We start from the raw sequence: 17,865 nt of genomic DNA, 5'->3' as shown, positions 1-17,865 counted from the left end.
GCCGCCCGCCGTCGAGCTGCGGCGCACGTCAGCCGTCGAGCGTCCGGGCGTACGGGTCCCACTCCTCGGGCAGCGGCTCGGCCACGGTGAGGTGGCTGTCCACATCGACGGGGCCCGCGGTGTCGGCTGCCGCGGTGATCGCCTCCATCACGTTGAGGACATGCAGGGCGAGTTCCCCGGAGGCCCGGTGTGCGGTGCCGGCGCGGGCGGCGCGTGCCATGTCCAGTACGCCCGTGCCGCGGCCGGCGGCAGCCCCGACGGCCTTCTCCTGGCGGCCGGGGCCGCCGTCCTCGATGCGGGACGCACCGTCGAAGTGGTTGGGATCGGGCATCACGAGGGTGGCGTCCATGCCGGTGATCTCGACGAAGCCGAGCCGCAGCCGCGGTGACTCGAAGCTGAAGACGGCGGTCGCGCTGGAGCCGCCGGCGAACTCCAGCAGCGCCGAGACGTGCGTGGGCACCTCGACGTCGAACTCCGTGCCCGCGCGTGGTCCGGAACCGATCACCCGGCGCGCCCGTGAGCGGGCGGCGACCGCGCTCACCCGGCGGACCGGGCCGAAGACGCACACCAGAGCCGTCAGGTAGTAGGGGCCCATGTCGAAGAGCGGACCACCGCCCGCACGGAAGAGGAATTCCGGACTGGGGTGCCACGACTCGGGGCCCGGCGTCTGCATCAGGCTGAGCGCCGTGAGCGGTGCGCCGATCAGGCCCGAGCGGATCAGCCGCAGAGAGCTCTGCACGCCGGCGCCCAGGAAGGTGTCGGGGGCACCACCGACGCGCACACCGGCTTCCGCCGCGGCGGCCAGCAGCTTGCGGGCGCTCTCACTGTCGGCCGTCAGCGGCTTCTCGTTCCAGACGTGCTTGCCGGCGGCGACCGCGGCCAGTGCGATCTCCGCGTGGGCGGCGGGCACGGTCAGGTTGACGACCAGCTCGACGTCCGGGTGGGCGAGCGCGTCGGCGACACCGCCCCAGGCGGGTACTCCGTAGGTGTCGGCCTGGGCGCGCGCCCGGTCCTCGTCGAGGTCCGCACAGATCAGGACCCGGAGGTCGGGGAAGGCGGTGAGGTTGGTGAGGTACTGATCGCTGATGACGCCGCAACCGATGACGGCGATCCCCATCGGGCCCGTACGGGCCACGTTCTGGTGTTTCATCGGACGCCTTCCGAGGTCAGGTGGGCGAGGCTCTGGGCCATCGCCTCGAACATGTCGGTCGCGCACCGGTCGAGTTCGACGACGTGCCACTGCGCTGCGGGTGCGGCGGCGAGGATCTCGGAGACGGGCATGCGGCCTGTTCCGACGGCGACGTGGTCGTCCTCACGGCCGGTGAGCGGGCCGTCCTTGACGTGGAGATAGCGGACGCGCTCGCCCAGGCGGCGCAGCAGGTCCGGCACGTCCTGGCCGCCGAAGGCCGCCCAGTAGGTGTCGACCTCCAGCAGGACGCCCGGATCGAGGAGGTCGGCGAGTACCTCGAGGGCGGGCCGGCCCTGGATCGAGGTGGAGAGCTCGAAGTCGTGGTTGTGGTAACCGATGCGTACGCCGTGGTCGGCCGCCGCGCGGGCCGCGGCGTTGATCTCGGCGGCGACCGCGGCCACCGATTCCCGGTCGGCGAAGCGTTCCGGCGGTACGTACGGCAGGATCGCCGTATCGGTGCCGACGACGGCGAGGGCGTGCAGGATCTCGTCCCGCTGGTCGCCGGTCACCCAGGCGTGCGCACTGCATGCCCGCAGTCCGAACTCGTCGAGGTCCGCGCGCAGTCCGTGCGGGTCGGAGAGCACGTCGTACGGTTCGACGCCCGGGTAGCCCATGGCGGCGAGCCGGCGCAGTGTGCCGCGCCGGTCGGTGGTCATCGCCTCGTCGAGCCCGTACAGCTGGACGGCGAGCGGCGTGGTTGCGGACAAGTCGGTTGCTCCTCGGGTGCGGTGGCGGACACTGCCGCCGGGTGGGCCGGTTCGCGGCCGTTGACGGGGGAGGGCCGGACGCCGGCCGGGGGAGGGCGGCAGGCGTCCGGCGGTGGAACACCGTCGGCCTGATCAGGCCGGGGCGTCCCCGAAGTCCCGGACGTCCAGCTGCTTACCGCCCGCCAGCGCGGAACGGTGAGCGACCAGGCCGGGCAGGGTGTAGCGGGCCGCGGTCCATGCGTTGACCGGTGGCATGTCCCCGGAGAGACAGGCGGAGACGAAGTCATCGGCGAGGAACTGGTGGGAGCCCTCATGGCCGTTGGGCTGCCCGGCGAACTCGGTGGGCAGCCGGGTGATGTCGTGGGCGGGAGCGAAGCCGCTGACGAACGCGTCGCGCAACGACGGATCGATGTCGGCGAGCGCTTCGTCGTCGAGGCGCACGGTCGGCACGGTGCGCATCAACTCCTCGATGTCGTCGGCCTTCTCGCGGTCCTGCCACAGGGTGGTGGTGGCGAGCTGCTCGAAACTGCCCTCCGTGCCGAAGAAGCGGAACCTGGACTCACGCAACGGGGAGGGGTAGCCGACGCGGCGCATCTCGTTGGTCCGCACGACGCCGCCGTCGGCCGTACGGAACAGTGCCGTGGCGTTGGAGAAGTCGTTGCCCCAGAGGCTGACCTCGCGGTCGAAGACACCGTCGCCCCGGGTGTCGTGGACGCCGAGGCAGGAGACGGAGGTGACGTGCGAGCCGGTGACGGCCAGTACACCGCCCAGGGCGTGGGTGGGGTAGTACATGGGCGGGAAGCTCGCGGTCCGCTTCCAGTCGTCGCCTCCGCTGAAGCGGTAGGCGTCGTAAAAGCCGAGGTCCATGTCGTGGACGTAGTCCCCCTCGGCGTAGAAGATGTCGCCGAACGCGCCCTCGGCACGGCGTGCGCGGCAGTACACCGCGGCCGGGTTGTAGTAGCTGGTCTCGCCCATCATGTAGGTGAGGCCGGTGCGGCGCACCGCTTCGACGATCGCCTCGATCTCCTCCTCGGAGACGGCCATCGGCACGCTGGAGTAGACGTGTTTGCCGGCTTCGAGGGCCTGGACGACGAGCGGGCCGTGGGTCCAGCGCTGGGTGAAGATCGCTACGGCGTCGACGTCGGAGGCGAGCATGGCCTCGAAGGACGCGTAGGTGGTGGCGATGCGATGGCGGGCGGCCTCGTGCTCCAGCCGCTCGGGCACGGACTCGGTGAGGCGGACGTCGTGGACGCCGGGGTGGGCCTGGAAGAGGGGGATGAACGCGCGGGCGAACTGCCCGGCTCCGACGACGCCGATGCTGATGGTCACGGTGATGGCTCCTGGAGGGGGATGCGGACGGGCCTGCGGGTCAGTTCTTCTTGGCCATGGCCTTCTCGTACTCGGCGCGCATCTGGTCGCCGCCCTGCTTCTTCCAGTCCTGGCGGACCTGGGTGAGCGCGCTCATGGGCTTGCGGCCGGTGATGACGGCGACCATCAGGTCGTTGATGATCTGCTTGAGTACCGGGGTCTTGGAGATGGCGGTCTCGGAGTAGAGGTTGACCACGGGGTCGGGCTCGCTGACGGGCATCGCGTCGTGCAGGAACGACTGTGCCTTCCTGGCGACCTGTGCGGGCTGCCCGGCGAAGAAGAAGTTGAGCTCTGAGGGCTGGCACATGTAGGCCATGCTGAGTTCCGACAGCCGGTGGGCGTCCTTGGTGGGTACCGGAGAACCGTCCTTGGCGTAGCTGAAGTGCTCTTTCTCCATGCCGTAGTTGACGAAGGTGTACTCCTTGCTGCCGAACGGCGCGGCGAAGTAGTCGCAGACGCGGAGGATCTCGCGGATCTTGTCCTTCTTGCCGCGCAGCTGGGCGGGGATGCTGTAGTAACCCCAGTAGCCGGTGTCCTGGGCGATGAGCGGCTTCCCGCCGTCGAAGCCGGGGGGAAGCATCGGCTGGAGATCGGCACCGTGGCTGTTGCGCTGGATCACGCCGAGGTCGCCGCCGACGGAGACCATGCCGTTGAAGCCCTCGGCGTGCATGCCGATGGAACCGTTCAGGAAGAGCTGGCGCTGCTGGTCCCACGGCATGGTGGGAGCGTCGGGGTGGAACGCTCCGCCGACCCACAGCTTGCGCATGTAGGCGAGCATCGCCTCCCACTCGTCGGTCTCGTGGTCCTTGAGGAGTCCGCCGTCCTTCCCGACGGCCCAGTTGGACGGCACGCGGTGCATCGCGGCGAAGAAGCCGCTGTTGAGGTCGGACAGTCCCCAGGTCCTGACGCCGGAGCCGGCCGGTGAGGACTTCGTGAATCCGGTGAGCAGGGCGAACACCTCGTCGGCGTTCTTCGGCATGTCCAGGCCGAGCTTTCTGCGCCAGTCCTCGCGGTAGAACGCGACGTTGTTGACGAGCGGGGTGGGGCGGGGCACGCCGAAGATGCCGCCGTCGATCGAGCTGTTGCGCCAGGCCCAGCCGGGCAGCCTGGCCAGGTTCGGGTAGTCGAGTATCGCCTTTCCGCCGACGTGGTCGCTGAGCTCGGTGAAGGCGCCCTGCTTGACACTGCGGTCGATCGCCGGGGAGAAGTAGTGGTTGACGTTGAAGAGGTCCGGCATGTCGCCGCTGGCGATGATGGTCTGGGCCCGGTCGCCGATGTCGGAGCCGCCGACCAGGGTGGGTTTCCAGGTGAGGTTGAGCTGCTTCTCCAGCTCCTGCCACCAGCGGTTGCCGCCGCGGCCGGGTGGCTGGGTGGTGGCGAGCTGCATGAGCGCGGTCATGGTGCCTCCGCGGCCCGGAGCCTCGGCGACGGAGGCGAACTGCTGGGCGGCGGACGGGTAGTGGTCGTACGCGGCGGGAACACCGGGCACCGCGACCCGGTGTTCGCCCGGCAGCGGACTGGCGGACGGTCCGGCGGCGGGGGTCCTGAACGCCGCGCCGGGGGCGTGGCCGGCGGAGGCGCCGCCGCTGCCGCAGGCGCTGAGCGTGAGTGTGGCTCCGGCGCCGAGCGCGCCGGCCAGCAGGGTGCGGCGGGAGAGTCGTGCGGCTGTGTGCGACTGGGTCATGAGGGTGGGCCCTTCCTGGTTCGTGAGCGGGGCGGACGCGTGCCGAGGGGGCCGGCGCATGCCGGGCCGCGCCATCGGGGTGCGTGGCGTGCGGGGTGGGGTGGGGGCGCTGCGGAGAAGCGGGCGGTGGGTCAGCCCTTGACCGCGCCGACCAGGATCCCCTTGGTGAAGAAGCGTTGTACGAACGGGTAGACGATCAGGATCGGCAGGGTCGCCACGACGGTGATCGCCATCTGGAGGGTCTGCGGCTGGGGCAGCGGCTGGTTCGGGTTGGGAGCCAGCTGCGTCATCGACTGGCCCTGCAGTACGAACTGGCGCAGCACGAGCTGGATCGGCCACTTCGCGGTGTCGTTGAGATAGATCATGGCAGTGAAGAAGTCGCTCCAGAGTGCGACGGCGTAGAACAGTGAGACCACGGCGAGCACGGCTTTGGAGAGCGGCAGCACGATCCTCACGAGGATCTGCCACTCGTTCGCGCCGTCGATCCGCGCCGAGTCGAAGAGTTCGGCGGGCAGTTCCATGAAGGCGTTGCGGACGACGACCAGGTTGAAGGCGTTGACGGCGCCCGGGACGATCAGCGACCAGTAGGAGTTGAGCATGCCCATCTCCTTCACCAGAAGGAAGTTGGGGATGATGCCGGCGCTGAAGAGCAGGGTGCCGAGGATGAGCCAGAGGAGGAACCGGGCCCCGGGCACCTCCTGGGTCCGGGTGAGGGAGTAGGCCGTGAGGACGGTCAGGACCATCGACACGAGGGTGCCGACGACGGTGACCAGGATGCTGACGACCAGGGCCCGCGTGACGAGGCCGCCCGCCAGGATGGTCCGGTAGGACTCCAGTGACCAGTGCCGGGGCCACAGGAGCAGCCCGTTGCCGGCCAGGTCGTTCTGGTCACTGAGGCTGACCGCCAGGATGTAGACCAGCGGGTAGAGGACGACAAGGCATATCAGCGTCAGGACGAGTCCCTTGCCGATCGCGGCGGGCAGCGAGGGTCGCTCGGACCAGGCAGGGCGCTCGGCGCGTACGCGGCGCGGGCGGGCGGGACGGCCGGGTCGCTCGGGGGCCGGGAGAGGGGTCGCCCGTCGGGGCCGGGTGGTCGTGTCGGCCATCAGAAGGCCCCTTCCGAGCCGGTGCGCTTGACGAGTTTGTTGGCGGCGACGACGAGGGCGGTGCAGATGGCCCCCTTGAGCAGTCCGGCGGCCGTGGCGAGTCCCCAGTCACCGCCGACGACACCCCGGGTGTAGACGAAGGTGTCGAGCACCTGGGCGGTGTCGGCGCCGACGGTGTTCTGCTGGAGCAGGATCTGTTCGAAGCCGACGGTGAGGACATTGCCCAGCCGCAGGATGAGCATCAGTACGAGCACGGCGCGCATACCGGGCAGGGTGACGTGCCACATGCGCCGCCACGGTCCCGCGCCGTCGGCCGCCGCTGACTCGTACAACTGGGAGTCGATGCGGGTGATCGCCGCGAGGAAGATGATGGTGTTCCACCCGGTCTCCTTCCAGATGACCTGGGTGGTGATCAGGGACTTGAACCAGTGCGGATCGCTCATGATGGCGACCGACTGCGAGCCGTGGTCCGAGATGAGGTTGGTCAGCAGGCCGTCTCCGCCGAGGAGTTGCTGCCAGATGGCGATGACGATCACCCAGCTGACGAAGTGCGGGAGGTAGACCACGGCCTGCACCCAGCGCTTGATCCGCTCGCTCATGAGGCTGTTGAGCAGGATCGCCAGGGCGATCGGGGCGGGGAACGCGAAGACGATCTGGAGGAAGCTCAGGACGAGTGTGTTCTTCGCCGCGGTGATCAGCTGCGGATCGCTGAACATCGCGGTGAAGTTGTGCAGCCCGACCCACTGGCTTCCGGAGAAGCCGAGGAAGGGCGAGTAGTCCTGGAAGGCCGCGACGTTGCCCAGCAGGGGGACGTAGCGGAAGACCACGAAGTACAGCAGACCGGGCAGCATCATCAGGTACATCAGCCGGGCCCGCCACATGCGGGCGCCCAGGGACGCCTTGGGATGGATCCGAGGTGGCCGGCTGTCCGCGGACCGCTCGGCCGCTACCGATTCGATGGACATCGTCTTCCTTCCCTGCCTGCCCCACAGGACGGTCTCCTGACGGGGTGTGAGGCGTGTAGTGCCGCCATCCCCGGATGTCCTGGACCGGGCGGCCGTGTTCGGCACCGGCTCGGTTTCGGCGCGAGGCCGAAAAGACTGCGGGTGGGTGGCTTGCGGCGGGTACAGCCTCCGAAACGGGCTGAGGGGGTGTGTCCGCCGGTCAGGGTTGTGCTGCTGACCGGAGTGAGGCTCCGCCCCACCGTCCTTGTGTGTCAAGGGATTACGCAGATGTTTCGGCGTGTTTCCGAAATATCGAGCCGATGCGGGCCGGGCATCCTGGCGGTTCGTCGCCGGACGGATCCGATCATCCATGTCATGGCTCTGACAAGCCCCTGGCGGCGGGTGCGGGCCGGCCGGCGCCCGTGCCGTGCCGCAGGGGGGTGGCTCCGCTCAGCGGGCCGGCGGTGCGGTGCTGCTCCGGACGATCAGCGTGGTCGCCATCTCCATGCGCTGGGGCTCCGCCGCGGCCCGGTCGCGTTGTTGCAGCAGGATGCGGACCGCCGTGTCCGCCATGGCGGCCAGCGGTTGCCGCACGGTCGTCAGGGGCGGGGCGGTCCAGCAGGTGAACGGCACGTCGTCGAAGCCGACGACGCTCAGGTCGTGCGGGACGCTCAGGCCGTGCTCCGCCGCCGCCTTGATGGCACCCATGGCCAGCACGTCGTCGCAGGCGAACACCGCTGTGGGGGGTTCGGGGAGGTCGAGGAGCTCGGTCATGAGGCGGTGCCCCGACTCCTCCTGGAACAGCCCGGAGCGGACCAGTTCCGGTCGCGGGGCGATGCCGTTGCGGGCCAGCGCGGCGTGGTACCCGTCCAGACGCGCCCTGGCGCACCAGTGCTCCGGCGGACCGCCGAGGCAGGCGATGGACCGGTGGCCCAGTTCGACCAGGTGCAGTGTGGCGTCGAGCCCGCCCTGCCAGTTCGTCGCACCGACCATGGGGAAACCGGGCTGGGGTTCGCCCACCGGGTCGAGAAGGACGCACGGGATGCCCGCGTCGAGGAGTTCGCGTTCGGCCGGCGTCAGGGAGTCGAGCACGACGATCAGTCCGTCGGTGCCACGCCGGAGGACCTGGTCGATCCAGCCCGATTCGGGGTTGCCGCGCAGCTGGCGGGTGGTGATGGCGACGCTGACCTGCTGTTCGGCGGCCGCCTCGACGGCGCCGCGGGTGAGCTCCGCCGACCAGGAGCTCGACATGTTGTCGATCAGCATGTCCACGATGCCGACCCGGCGCCGTGACGACGGCAGTTGATAGCCGTGCTGGACCAGCAGGCGCTGCACCTTGCTCCGGGTCTGGGCCGAGATGTCGCCGCGGCCGTTGAGGACCTTGGAGACCGTGCCCACCGAGACGCCCGCGTCCGTGGCCACCGCGGCCAGGGTGACCCGTCCGGTATTCGTCGTGTCCTCTGCCATGTGCCGCAGTTCCTCTCCTGTGGGCGCACCCGGGCATGTCCGCCCTTGGATGCCGGCCCGGGCGACCCATACGTGGGGCCAGGGTAGCGAGCACCGGTTGATGGTCCGGGCCTCGTCCGGGTGCGCCGGAATGCCTCGCGGTGCGGCACGGATATTGACCGCCCCTCGCGGCGCTTCTACACTTCGGGCGGCAACCTTACCGAAACTTTTCCGTCATCAACAGGTCCACAACTGCTCCTGTCCCGAACGGAGTTTCGCCGCCCGGCGCGTCGGCATGTGCCGCACCAATCCGTCCGAGCCCGGCCGGTGCGCCCTCAACGTCTTCGTCGTGCCCTGGCCGGGCCTCTGGGAGGTATCGCGTGTCTCCGGTCTCAGCTGTCGCCCTTCCTGCCCCTGCCGCGGGGGCCCAGGCCGTCGCCCTGCCGATCCTCAGGTCGAGTCCGTGCCTTCGACAGGTACGTGGCCGCGCCCAGGTGTCCGCGTCGGGCCGGCCCGGACGCCTCGAAAAGCCCGTGAGCGCGGGACCGGACACCCCGGGGCAGCGCCCGGACCCCGCGACCGCCGGGGTCCCGGGGCCGGGCGGGGGAGTGCCGCCGGGTCCGGGCGAGCGCGTCTGGCGGCTCGTCTGGTCCGTGGGCCCGTCGTCCGCCCCAGGGCCGGGCACGGGACTCGCCGTCCCGGGACCGCACGGGCGACCGCTGCTGCCGCCCGGTGCTGTGGCGCTCATTCCACCGCACCGCACGGACTGGATCGAGGTCGCGGCGGCGACGAGCACCTTGGGGGAGGTCGAGTTCTGCTGGCCGGGCCCGCCCCCGGAGCAGCCGCAACCGTGGATCAGGCTGCCCAGGTCACCCGATCCCTCACCGATGCTGCTGGAGTACCTGCTGTGGCTGGGCAGGTCGCGGACCCGGCGCTGGCGGGAGATGGCCGCGCAGTCGCTCTGGATGGTGCTGTCGCTCCTGCTGGAGGACGCCGCTCACGACACCGTGACGCCGGACGGTCCGGACGGGCCGGTGCTGCGTGGGCCGACGGGCGGCCGCCCGCCACGTGCGGCGCTCGTCGCCGTGCGCACCGAGATTCCGGCCGCCGACAGCGGAGCGAGGCGGGGACTGGAGTCGACCCGGCCGGAGCTCACCGAGGCCTTGCGGTACGTCCGTGAGGCGTGGCGGGAGATCCCGCGTCCCCTCACCCTGGTGGAGCTCGCCGATGCCGCGTCCGTTTCACGCGGCCACTTCGCGCGGATGTTCCAGGCGCACTTCGGGACCGGCGCCATCACCGCTCTCGAGCAGGTCAGGCTCGCCCGTGCCGAACGACTGCTGGCCGCAGGCGAGTTGAATGTCTCGCAGGTGGCGCGAGCGTGTGGATTCATGGATCCGCTGCATTTCTCGCGGCGCTTCAGGGCCACCCACGGGCTCGCTCCGCAGGTGTTCCGGCAGGACCCCGCCGCCGCGACACGCAGGTGTGACAGCCCCGCCGTGCGCGCTCTGCTGGCGCTGACCGGCATCTGAGCCGGGGACGGCCCCGCCCGGGAGGTTCCGGGCGGGGCCGTCGGAGGGGGCCGTCGTACAGAGGAGGAACAGTGCCGCACCCGCGCGTCCGGTGCGGCACTGTTCACCGGGGGTGGGTCAGGACACGTCCACGCTGTAGTTGGACGTGGACGTGGTGCCCGAGCCGTGCCAGATCTCATGGCCGGCCTGGACGCTCACGAGGTACAGGTTCGGGTCGAGCCAGCCGGACCCCGTGGAGTAGTCCATGAAGTCGCGCAGGTTCATATTGCTGACGCCGGAGGTCTGCTGGGTCCTGACGAAGCTGATGACCTGCCAGGAACCGAAGCTGCGGTAGACGTCCCAGGTGGCGCCGCCCAGGTCGACGGTGGCCACCTTGTCGGACGAGGAGGGGATCGTCTCCTCGCTGTAGTTGAGGAAGACCATCACCTCGTTCTGCGGCTGTCCTTCCGGGTTCTCGGAGGGATCGACCCACAGGTCGTAGATCGAGTCGCCCTTCCAGTTACTGGCGTTGACGGAGAAGTCCCAGCTGGTGACGACGTTGTGGCCGTCCCCGAGGCGTACCGGGAACCCTCCGTGGTCGGGGTTGGCGTAGCCCCACTGCCAGCCGCTCACCACGGACGGGAACGCCTTGATGTGCCACTCGTCGTCCGGGATCGAGCCGTTGTTGCTCCAGTCGAAGCTGGAGGCCCAGTTGTTGCCGCCCTGTGCGTCCTCGTGCGAGACACACTGGTTGCCGTAGCCCCAGCCGTTGTAGGTGTTACCCCACTCGCTGTTGTGCGCGTAGTACTTGTCGTACATGACCGTGCCCTCGACATCACAGTTCTGCTGTGTGGCCGCCTGGGCGGGGGATACGGCCACACCGGTGAGCAGGATGCCCGCGAGCGTGCTCGCGGTGAGACCGGCGCGGATACGGGCGGTTCGGTGACGGGGATTCACAGGATGACTCCATCGGTGTGTGGGGTGGGTGCGACGGACGGCGTCCGGGGACGGCGGCGCCGGCCCTCCCGGGTGGGCCGGCCGGGCGTCTGCCGGGCCTGTCCGTCTGACCACCAGGATGGCCGTGGTGTGCCCGGCCTCCCATGACGAATGGGCACGGCCACATGGACGATGGTGTGCCCGGCGCGGGCCGGACGCCTCAGTCCTCCAGGAGCCAGGTGACGGCCGTGACGCCGCGCGGGTAGTAGCGGCTTCCGGCGGCCACACCGGAGATCATCTGGTCGCTCCAGGACCAGCGCGACTCGGTCGGGTGCCGAAGCCACCCGGCGTGCGCGCGGTCGGCCGCCGCCATCTCCTCGTCGTCGGGCAGGCCCAGCAGGGCGCGCGCGACGAACTGGCAGAGGTAGATCTTGGACAGCCAGGAGTTGTCGCTCGTCTCGGACAGCTTCCAGCCGCCGTCGGGGAAGCGGCAACGCCCCGAGTCGAGCACGGCGTTCAGGTGGGTACGGAGCAGACCGGTCAGCTCGGGCTCCCCGCTGAGATCGGTCCCGGTGAGGTGGGCCAGGCCCAGTCCCTCGACGACGGGGATGATGCGGGCGCCGCCGGGGGCGTCCAGCAGTGCGGGCACAGTGCTGTCCGAACCCGCCGAGGCGATCAGCGTCTTGACGGCGCGGGCCGCGCGCAGGCCCGCCTCCTCCGCGGCGGCGCCGTGACCGAGGAGCCTCAGGGTGCGCTCCAGCCACCGGTAGGCGGCCCAGCCCTTGACCGCCATGTAGGTACTGGACCTGGCCTGTCCGAGCGAGGTGTCGAGGCTGTCGTAGGTGGTGATCTCGGCGCCGCCCGCGACGAGGTCGGAGTCCACTGTCTGGACCCCGGTGGCACCCGGGTCACGGGCGAGCATGCTGTCCAGGCAGTCGAGGAGGGTCGGCGCCATGCGGGCGCACCACGCCGCATCACCCGTCCCGACGTACACGGCGGCGGCCAGCACCCAGTTGAGCAGCTGTTCCCCCGTCATGTAGGAGAAGCAGTCGGTGAGGCCGGGCCGCTCGTACGAGGAGTGCCCGTGCGGGGACCAGACGTTGGCGACGCCCATGTCGTGAGTGAAGCTGATGCCGAAGCGGTCGCGGTAGCTGTAGTGGGACAACTGCCGTTCGAGCACGTTGCGCAGGGTCCAGGGGTGCCGCCGGGCCTCGAAGAAGGAGTGGTCGACGGTGAGGTCGAGCGTGTTCATCATGCGGAACTCGCCCTCGTTGACGACCCACACGGGCCTGCCCTCCGAATCCTCCAGCAGTTCGGTGCTGCCGTAGTAGCTGCGGATCGCCAGCGCCAGCATGTAGGCGCGGTCCTCGCTCAGCGCGGAGACGTTCAGATCGTCAGCGGCACGGCGCCAGTCGGTGAGCAGCCTGCCGAAGCCCGCGAGAGCGGTGGCCGCGACGGCTTCGAGACCCGGGTAGTAGCGGTTGTAGAGGTAGCGGCAGCGCTCGGGGGCCGTGACGTGCTCGGAGGTGTGGAAGCAGAACGCCAGCCGGTGAGTGCGGCGTTCCCCGGCGGGCACCTCGAAGACGAGCAGGCCGGTCCGCCCCAGTCCGAATCCGCCCGCCTCCGCGCGGTCGCCGCCGAGGAGGAAGGGGATGTCGAACCCTATGGCGGTGCGGGCGCCGGGAGCATCCGTGACGACCGCCGTACGGAGGCCCTCGCCGATACCCGTGAAGCCGGGGCCCTCCAGATGGCGCATCCCGGAGTACGGGTCCGACCCCGCGTATCCGACGAAGGCCCGCAGCGGTGCCCTGCCCGCGGTGTTGTCCACGGTGAACTCGGCGAGCACCGCGGGCAGGACGGCGAGCCGCAGCGTCTCGTCGGCGTCGCGTTCGGCGGCGTCCGGGTCGTCCGCCCCGGGAGGTTCGGGCAGTGCGCCGAGCGGTGAGTGGACGGCGAAGTCGAGGGGGCCTGCCGTCCACCGGTCGGTGACCGCGTCGAAGGTGCGGCGGACACGGTCGCCGGGCAGTGCGGCGAGCGGGCCGGTGGGAGCGGGGGGCCGGGCGTCCTCGCCGCCCTGGAAGGTGGCGAGCGTGTCGTCCTGCCCCTCCGCCGCGAAGAAGGGCAGGGCGCTGTAGGTGCCGGCTCCTGGGGAATCCTCCACGGCGACGTACACGTTCTCGCCGGCGGGACCGGGCAGACCGAGGCCGAGGCCGCCGTGCCGGCCCGGATGGCCGAGTGTGAACGAGGCGTGTGCGCCCATGGGGCTGTGCTGGACGTTGGTGATGTCCACGGTGGTGCGCTCCTAGGGGGAGAGCGCCGGTCCGAAGGCCGGCCCGTAGATGACGCGGCAGGCACTCCGCCGGCGCGAGGCGGGAGGAAGGCGACGTTCCGGATCGGTGTTCTTCTGGTGAGGGCGGTCGCCCCGGCCGGGTGCGGGCAGCCCGGATCACCAATCCGTCGGCGTCGGCGGATCGGTTGCCGTGGTGAGACACAGGGCTGGCCCCGCCAGAGAATTGACGAGTCGTCAGGACTGGAGCCGCAGATGCAGCAGACGACTGGTGTGGTCCCGGGCCAGTCCGGTGTTCAGGCCCCGGGAAGTCAGCACCGCACCGTGGTGCACCTCTTCGGTGTCCAGGTCGCGGTAGCGGCTGTGGGCGTCGAGCCCGGCCAGCCGCAGCGGTACGACGGGTGAGCCATGGGGCCGGGCGAGCCGCCAGGCCACCACGACGACCTCGTCCTCGTACACGTACTGGACGGCATCCCTCAGCCGGTAGAGACTGCCTCGCTGGATGACGGGCCGGATCCGCTTGTAGTGGTCCACCAGGCCTGCGGCGCGGGCGAGTTCGTCCTCGTTCCACCACGTCAGATCGCCGCCGAGACCCAGCACCCCGGTCATCGCCAGGTGAAAGCGGAACTCCAGGGGGAGTTCGCGGCCGGTCAGGGGGTTGGGGCTGTCGGTGACCCAGGCCCCCATGGTGCCGGGTGGGTAGATCTGGCTGTAGCCGTGCTGGATGGGGATCCGGTCGAGGGCGTCGGTGTTGTCCGACGTCCACACCTGATCGGTGCGGGCGAGGATGCCGAGATCGGACCGTCCCCCGCCGCCGGAGCACGCCTCGATGCGCAGTTCCGGGTGGTCGGCGCGGAGCCGGTCCATAACGGTGTACACCGCACGGACATGGTCGTGCCAGAGCCGGTCGGTGTCCGGGTCGCCGGGGCGGCCGGCCTCGGTGAAGGCGCGGTTCATGTCCCACTTGAGGTGGTCGACGCGGTAGTCACGCACCAGCCGGTCGAGCCGGCCGTGCACCCAGGCGCGGACCTCCGGCCGGGCGAAGTCCAGTACGAGCTGGTTGCGCAACTCCGTGCGGGGACGTCCGGTCTCGTTCAGTACCCACTCCGGATGCGCCCGGTACAGATCGCTGTCGGGGTTGACCATCTCCGGCTCCACCCACAGGCCGAAACGCATTCCGAGCCTGCGGACCTCGGCGGCCAGCGGGCCGAGCCCGTCGGGGAAACGGTCCGGCGCCGGTGTCCAGTCGCCCAGACCCGCGGAATCGCTCCGGCGGGCCCCGAACCAGCCGTCGTCCATGACGAACAGCTCGACCCCGAGCGCCGCGGCCCGGCGGGCGAGGCCGAGCTGCCCCCGCTCGTCGACATCGAAGCCGGTCGCCTCCCAGGAGTTGTACAGGACCGGTCGCAGCTCGTCCGGCCTGGGCAGCACGTGCGCCCGGATGTAGGAGTGCCAGGCGCGGGACGCGCCGCCGAAGCCGCCGGCCGAGTACAGACCCACGGAGACGGGGCTGCGCCAGGACTCTCCGCCGCGCAGTGTCAGCTCGGGTCCCTCGTGTCCCGCGCCGTGTGTCGCGGCGACCAGGCCGTGCACGGTGCGCTCGACGACGATGCGCCAGCTGCCGCTCCAGGCGAGGGCGCTGCTCCACACCTCGCCGTGTTCCTCCCCGGCGTCGCCCGCGTCGAGGGCCAGCCATGGATTGGACTGGTGACCGGTGATGCCCCGGCGGCTGGTCAGCACGGTCTCCGCCACGGGGAGCGCGGTCCGGGAGATCCGGTTCTCGGCACTCCACCCACCGGTCAGGTGGCTGATCCGGCAGTCCGGCAGCAGTGGCAGCGTCCAGCGGGCGGCCGCCAGCTGCTGGACCACGACGGTGTCGGCCCTGTCGCCGTGGTGGTGCAGTTCGCTCCACCGCTCCACGGTCTCGGAGCCGTCGTGCACGCGGTAGTGCAGCCGCAGTTCCAGCGGGCTGAGCCGTTCGCGGAAGGTGAGGGTCAGGAGTCCGCCGTCGATGCGGTGTCCGGTGTGGTCCCACTGTGTGGTGCGGCTGCCGTCTTCGTACCGCAGACGCAGCGAGGGGACACCGAAGCGGGCACCGCCCTCGACGGGGAACTCCTCCGCGAGTTCCCCGTCGAAGTTGGTGGCGACATCCAGGAGGTACGGCAGGCCCGCGGCCTGCTCAGGGGTGAGCCGGGCGCCCCAGTGAAGGTGGCGCAGCCTGCCCGCGTCGTCCAGGCGGACTGCGTAGGAGCTGCCGGGCGTGCTGAGCATCCACAGTCGGGCGGCCGAGTCGTGGTGGACCGCGGTCATGAAGGTCTCCTTGCTGATCGACCCTTCGAGCCTAGGTCTCCCGGCGGCACCGCAGCATGGCAGATCGTGACCGATCGGTGCCGGTGAGCAGCGACTTGACGGGCCGGCCCGTGTCACGGGAGGCGCGGTCACGTGGGCGGGTGGGAGTGCCGGTCGATCGCGGCGAGTTCCTCGTCGCGGAAGACGGTGTCGTGTACGGCGGCGACGCTGTCCTCCAACTGGGCGACGCTGCTCGCACCCACCAGGGCGGACGTGACGCGGGAGCCGCGCAGCACCCAGGCGATCGCCATCTGCGCGAGGCTCTGGCCGCGTTCTCGGGCGATGGCGTCCAGGGCGGTGATCCGGGAGCGGGTCTCGTCCTTGACCTGGTCGGCGGAGAGGAACGGGCTCGGGCCCGCAGCCCGCGAGCCGGGTGGGATGCCCTTCAGATAGCGGTCGGTCAGCAACCCCTGCGCCAGCGGAGAGAACGCCACGGAGCCGGCACCCAACTCGTCGAGTGTGTCCAGCAGTCCGTCCTCCACCCACCGGTTGAAGATCGAGTAGGCGGGCTGGTGGACCAGGAGCGGCACTCCGTGCGCGGCGAGCGCCCGCTGCGCCTGCCGGGTCTGTTCCGGCGAGTAGTTGGAGACGCCGACGTACGTCGCCTTGCCCAGGCGGACGGCTGTGGCGAGGGCCCCCATGGTCTCCTCGACCGGGGTCTCCGGGTCGGGGCGGTGGGAGTAGAAGATGTCGAAGTGGTCCAGGCCCGTGCGGCGCAGGCTCTGGTCGAGGCTGCCGAGCATGTGCTTGCGCGAGCCCCACCCGCCGTACGGTCCGGGCCACATGTCGAAGCCGGCCTTGGTGGAGACGATCAGCTCGTCGCGGTGCCTGGACAGGTCCGTGGCGAGAACCCGGCCGAGGCCCTCCTCGGCGGCGCCGGGGGCCGGCCCGTAGTTGTTGGCGAGGTCGAAGTGCGTGACTCCCAGGTCGAACGCCCGCCGGACGATGGCCCGCTGGGTCTCGTACGGGGCGGTCGTGCCGAAGTTGTGCCACAGGCCCAGGGAGACGGCGGGGAGTTTCAGGCCGCTGCGGCCGGCACGGACGTAGGGCATCGTGGTGTACCGGGCGGGATCAGGGGTGTACGGCAACAGAAGTCCTTCGGGAGAGCCGGGCGGGTCGGCGGACGGCTGGTCCACCGGCCCGCCTCGGAGGGCGATTCGGGCCGGCCGGGGCGGCGTCTGCGGGGCTCCCGGCCTCTGGGGGTACGAGGTGGTTCAGGGCGTGGCGGCGAGCGCGGCGTAGTCGGTGAGTTCGGCGCCGGCCGCGCGGACGTCCGCCCACAGCGCGCGGTCGGCGAGCATGCGCCGGTCGGCGTCACGGGCGAGAGCGACGCCGCCCTCGGGGAATCCGGTTCCGCGCAGGGCGCGCAGAACGGCGTCGTCCCGGCCCGGGTGGGTGATCAGCACGCGGGGGCCGGGGGCGGAGCGGCGGACCGCGTCGGCCACCCAGGCGCCGGGCCGGCCGCCCTCCGGCACCGGGCCCGGCGGACCGTCGAGGGCCGGCACCGCACGGTCGGCGTCGAACAACTGGTGGGCGGCGGCGACCGCACGAATGGCGTCCCCGGCGCCGGAGACCCAGCCGACGCCCATGTGCTCGTCGAGATAGCGGATCTCCAGACCCCACCCGCGGGCCCGGTCGAGCTGAGCCTCTATCTCGGCCCGTGCCTCGCGGGGGTCGACACCGCCGCGCCCGTGCAGTTCATCGGCGGTGCGCGGCAGACAGCCGTCGGCATCGACGAGCGACGGAACGGCACGGGCCGGCAGCAGTGGACGCCACCGAGGCCGTTCCCACTCGCTGGTCAGGGTGACGTGGAGCCCGCAGACGACACCGGTCAACGGCGCGATCAGCCGGGCCGCGTGGGCGGCGGCAGGCCCGGGGACCATGAACGAGACGCTGCGCGCCGCGGGACCGCCCAGTGCTTCGACCACGGCGTGGTTGACGCCCTCACTGAGCCCCGCATCGTCCACCCGTACGACCAGTCCCACCGCGTCGGCGTCCACGCTCGTCCCCCGCTCCGTCCGGCACGCGGCGGTGCCCGTTCTCGGCCCGCCCCGGGACGGCGGCACCACTGGCCACCAGCCTGAGGACCGCATCACAGGCGAGCCATGGCGGGGGTGCACCGGCACATGGACGTACGTGCCCGGACACCTCCCGGCCCGCCGGCACGGCTGTGCACCGGCACATGGACGTCCGTGCGCAACCGCCGCCGGCCCCGTCGCCGCGCTCCCGCGCCGCACTACCGTGAACGCCCCCGACCCGGCCGGAGAGAACGTCTCCACCGGCTGCCCGCCGCGCTCCCGCGACGCACGGGACCGGCGCTGCTCCGGCCCCCGGGCCGTTC

General features: G+C 71.0%; 13 protein-coding genes. 1 reads left to right on the top strand and 12 read right to left on the bottom strand.

Annotated elements, in window-relative coordinates; all coding sequences use genetic code 11:
* Positions 1-28: 28 nt before the first annotated feature.
* The 7 genes from ACFVJX_RS05935 to ACFVJX_RS05905 all read right to left on the bottom strand — a co-directional run bounded on the left by ACFVJX_RS05935 (position 29) and on the right by ACFVJX_RS05905 (position 8,465).
* Positions 29-1,150, bottom strand: a complete 1,122-nt coding sequence (locus ACFVJX_RS05935; RefSeq protein ID WP_384126943.1) for a Gfo/Idh/MocA family protein — start codon at positions 1,148-1,150, stop codon at positions 29-31.
* Positions 1,147-1,896 carry a sugar phosphate isomerase/epimerase family protein gene (locus tag ACFVJX_RS05930; protein WP_384126942.1) on the bottom strand — a complete coding sequence of 250 codons (750 nt, stop codon included), beginning with the start codon at positions 1,894-1,896 and terminating at the stop codon, positions 1,147-1,149. The genes ACFVJX_RS05935 and ACFVJX_RS05930 overlap by 4 nt, the downstream gene beginning before the upstream one ends.
* 132 nt (positions 1,897-2,028) lie before the next feature.
* Positions 2,029-3,225, bottom strand: a complete 1,197-nt coding sequence (locus tag ACFVJX_RS05925; RefSeq protein WP_384126940.1) for a Gfo/Idh/MocA family protein — start codon at positions 3,223-3,225, stop codon at positions 2,029-2,031.
* Between the two features lie 40 nt (positions 3,226-3,265).
* On the bottom strand, positions 3,266-4,948 hold the full coding sequence (locus ACFVJX_RS05920) for an extracellular solute-binding protein (protein WP_384126938.1): 1,683 nt from the start codon (positions 4,946-4,948) through the stop codon (positions 3,266-3,268).
* Positions 4,949-5,079: 131 nt separating this feature from the next.
* Complete coding sequence (locus ACFVJX_RS05915) at positions 5,080-6,054, bottom strand: carbohydrate ABC transporter permease (RefSeq protein WP_384126936.1); 975 nt, start codon at positions 6,052-6,054, stop codon at positions 5,080-5,082.
* On the bottom strand, positions 6,054-7,019 hold the full coding sequence (locus tag ACFVJX_RS05910) for an ABC transporter permease (RefSeq protein WP_384126934.1): 966 nt from the start codon (positions 7,017-7,019) through the stop codon (positions 6,054-6,056). The genes ACFVJX_RS05915 and ACFVJX_RS05910 overlap by 1 nt, the downstream gene beginning before the upstream one ends.
* Positions 7,020-7,448: 429 nt before the next feature.
* A complete protein-coding gene (locus tag ACFVJX_RS05905; protein ID WP_384126932.1) occupies positions 7,449-8,465 on the bottom strand; it encodes a LacI family DNA-binding transcriptional regulator in 1,017 nt (338 codons plus the stop codon).
* 512 nt (positions 8,466-8,977) lie between these two features.
* Here ACFVJX_RS05905 and ACFVJX_RS05900 point away from each other — a divergent pair.
* Positions 8,978-9,973, top strand: coding sequence for a helix-turn-helix transcriptional regulator (locus ACFVJX_RS05900; protein WP_384126931.1), 996 nt, complete (start codon positions 8,978-8,980; stop codon positions 9,971-9,973).
* Between the two features lie 117 nt (positions 9,974-10,090).
* Here ACFVJX_RS05900 and ACFVJX_RS05895 read toward each other — a convergent pair whose 3' ends face one another.
* From ACFVJX_RS05895 to ACFVJX_RS05875, 5 genes are all read right to left on the bottom strand, one after another.
* Complete coding sequence (locus ACFVJX_RS05895; RefSeq protein ID WP_384126929.1) at positions 10,091-10,909, bottom strand: hypothetical protein; 819 nt, start codon at positions 10,907-10,909, stop codon at positions 10,091-10,093.
* A 199-nt stretch (positions 10,910-11,108) separates the two neighbouring features.
* The gene (locus tag ACFVJX_RS05890; protein WP_384126927.1) at positions 11,109-13,178 is read right to left on the bottom strand and encodes a glycoside hydrolase family 52 protein; all 2,070 of its coding nucleotides are present in this window, start codon (positions 13,176-13,178) and stop codon (positions 11,109-11,111) included.
* A gap of 234 nt (positions 13,179-13,412) precedes the next feature.
* The gene (locus tag ACFVJX_RS05885; RefSeq protein ID WP_384126926.1) at positions 13,413-15,485 is read right to left on the bottom strand and encodes an alpha-galactosidase; all 2,073 of its coding nucleotides are present in this window, start codon (positions 15,483-15,485) and stop codon (positions 13,413-13,415) included.
* 128 nt (positions 15,486-15,613) lie between these two features.
* Entirely contained in the window at positions 15,614-16,576 is a 963-nt protein-coding gene (locus ACFVJX_RS05880; RefSeq protein WP_384126962.1) for an aldo/keto reductase, read from the bottom strand.
* A gap of 162 nt (positions 16,577-16,738) precedes the next feature.
* Positions 16,739-17,524, bottom strand: a complete 786-nt coding sequence (locus tag ACFVJX_RS05875; RefSeq protein ID WP_384126925.1) for a ChbG/HpnK family deacetylase — start codon at positions 17,522-17,524, stop codon at positions 16,739-16,741.
* Positions 17,525-17,865: the final 341 nt, after the last annotated feature.

It is taken from the genome of Streptomyces sp. NPDC127177 (genome assembly GCF_042672475.1).
Classification (GTDB): domain Bacteria; phylum Actinomycetota; class Actinomycetes; order Streptomycetales; family Streptomycetaceae; genus Streptomyces.
This window is presented reverse-complemented; position numbering and strand designations above follow the sequence as displayed.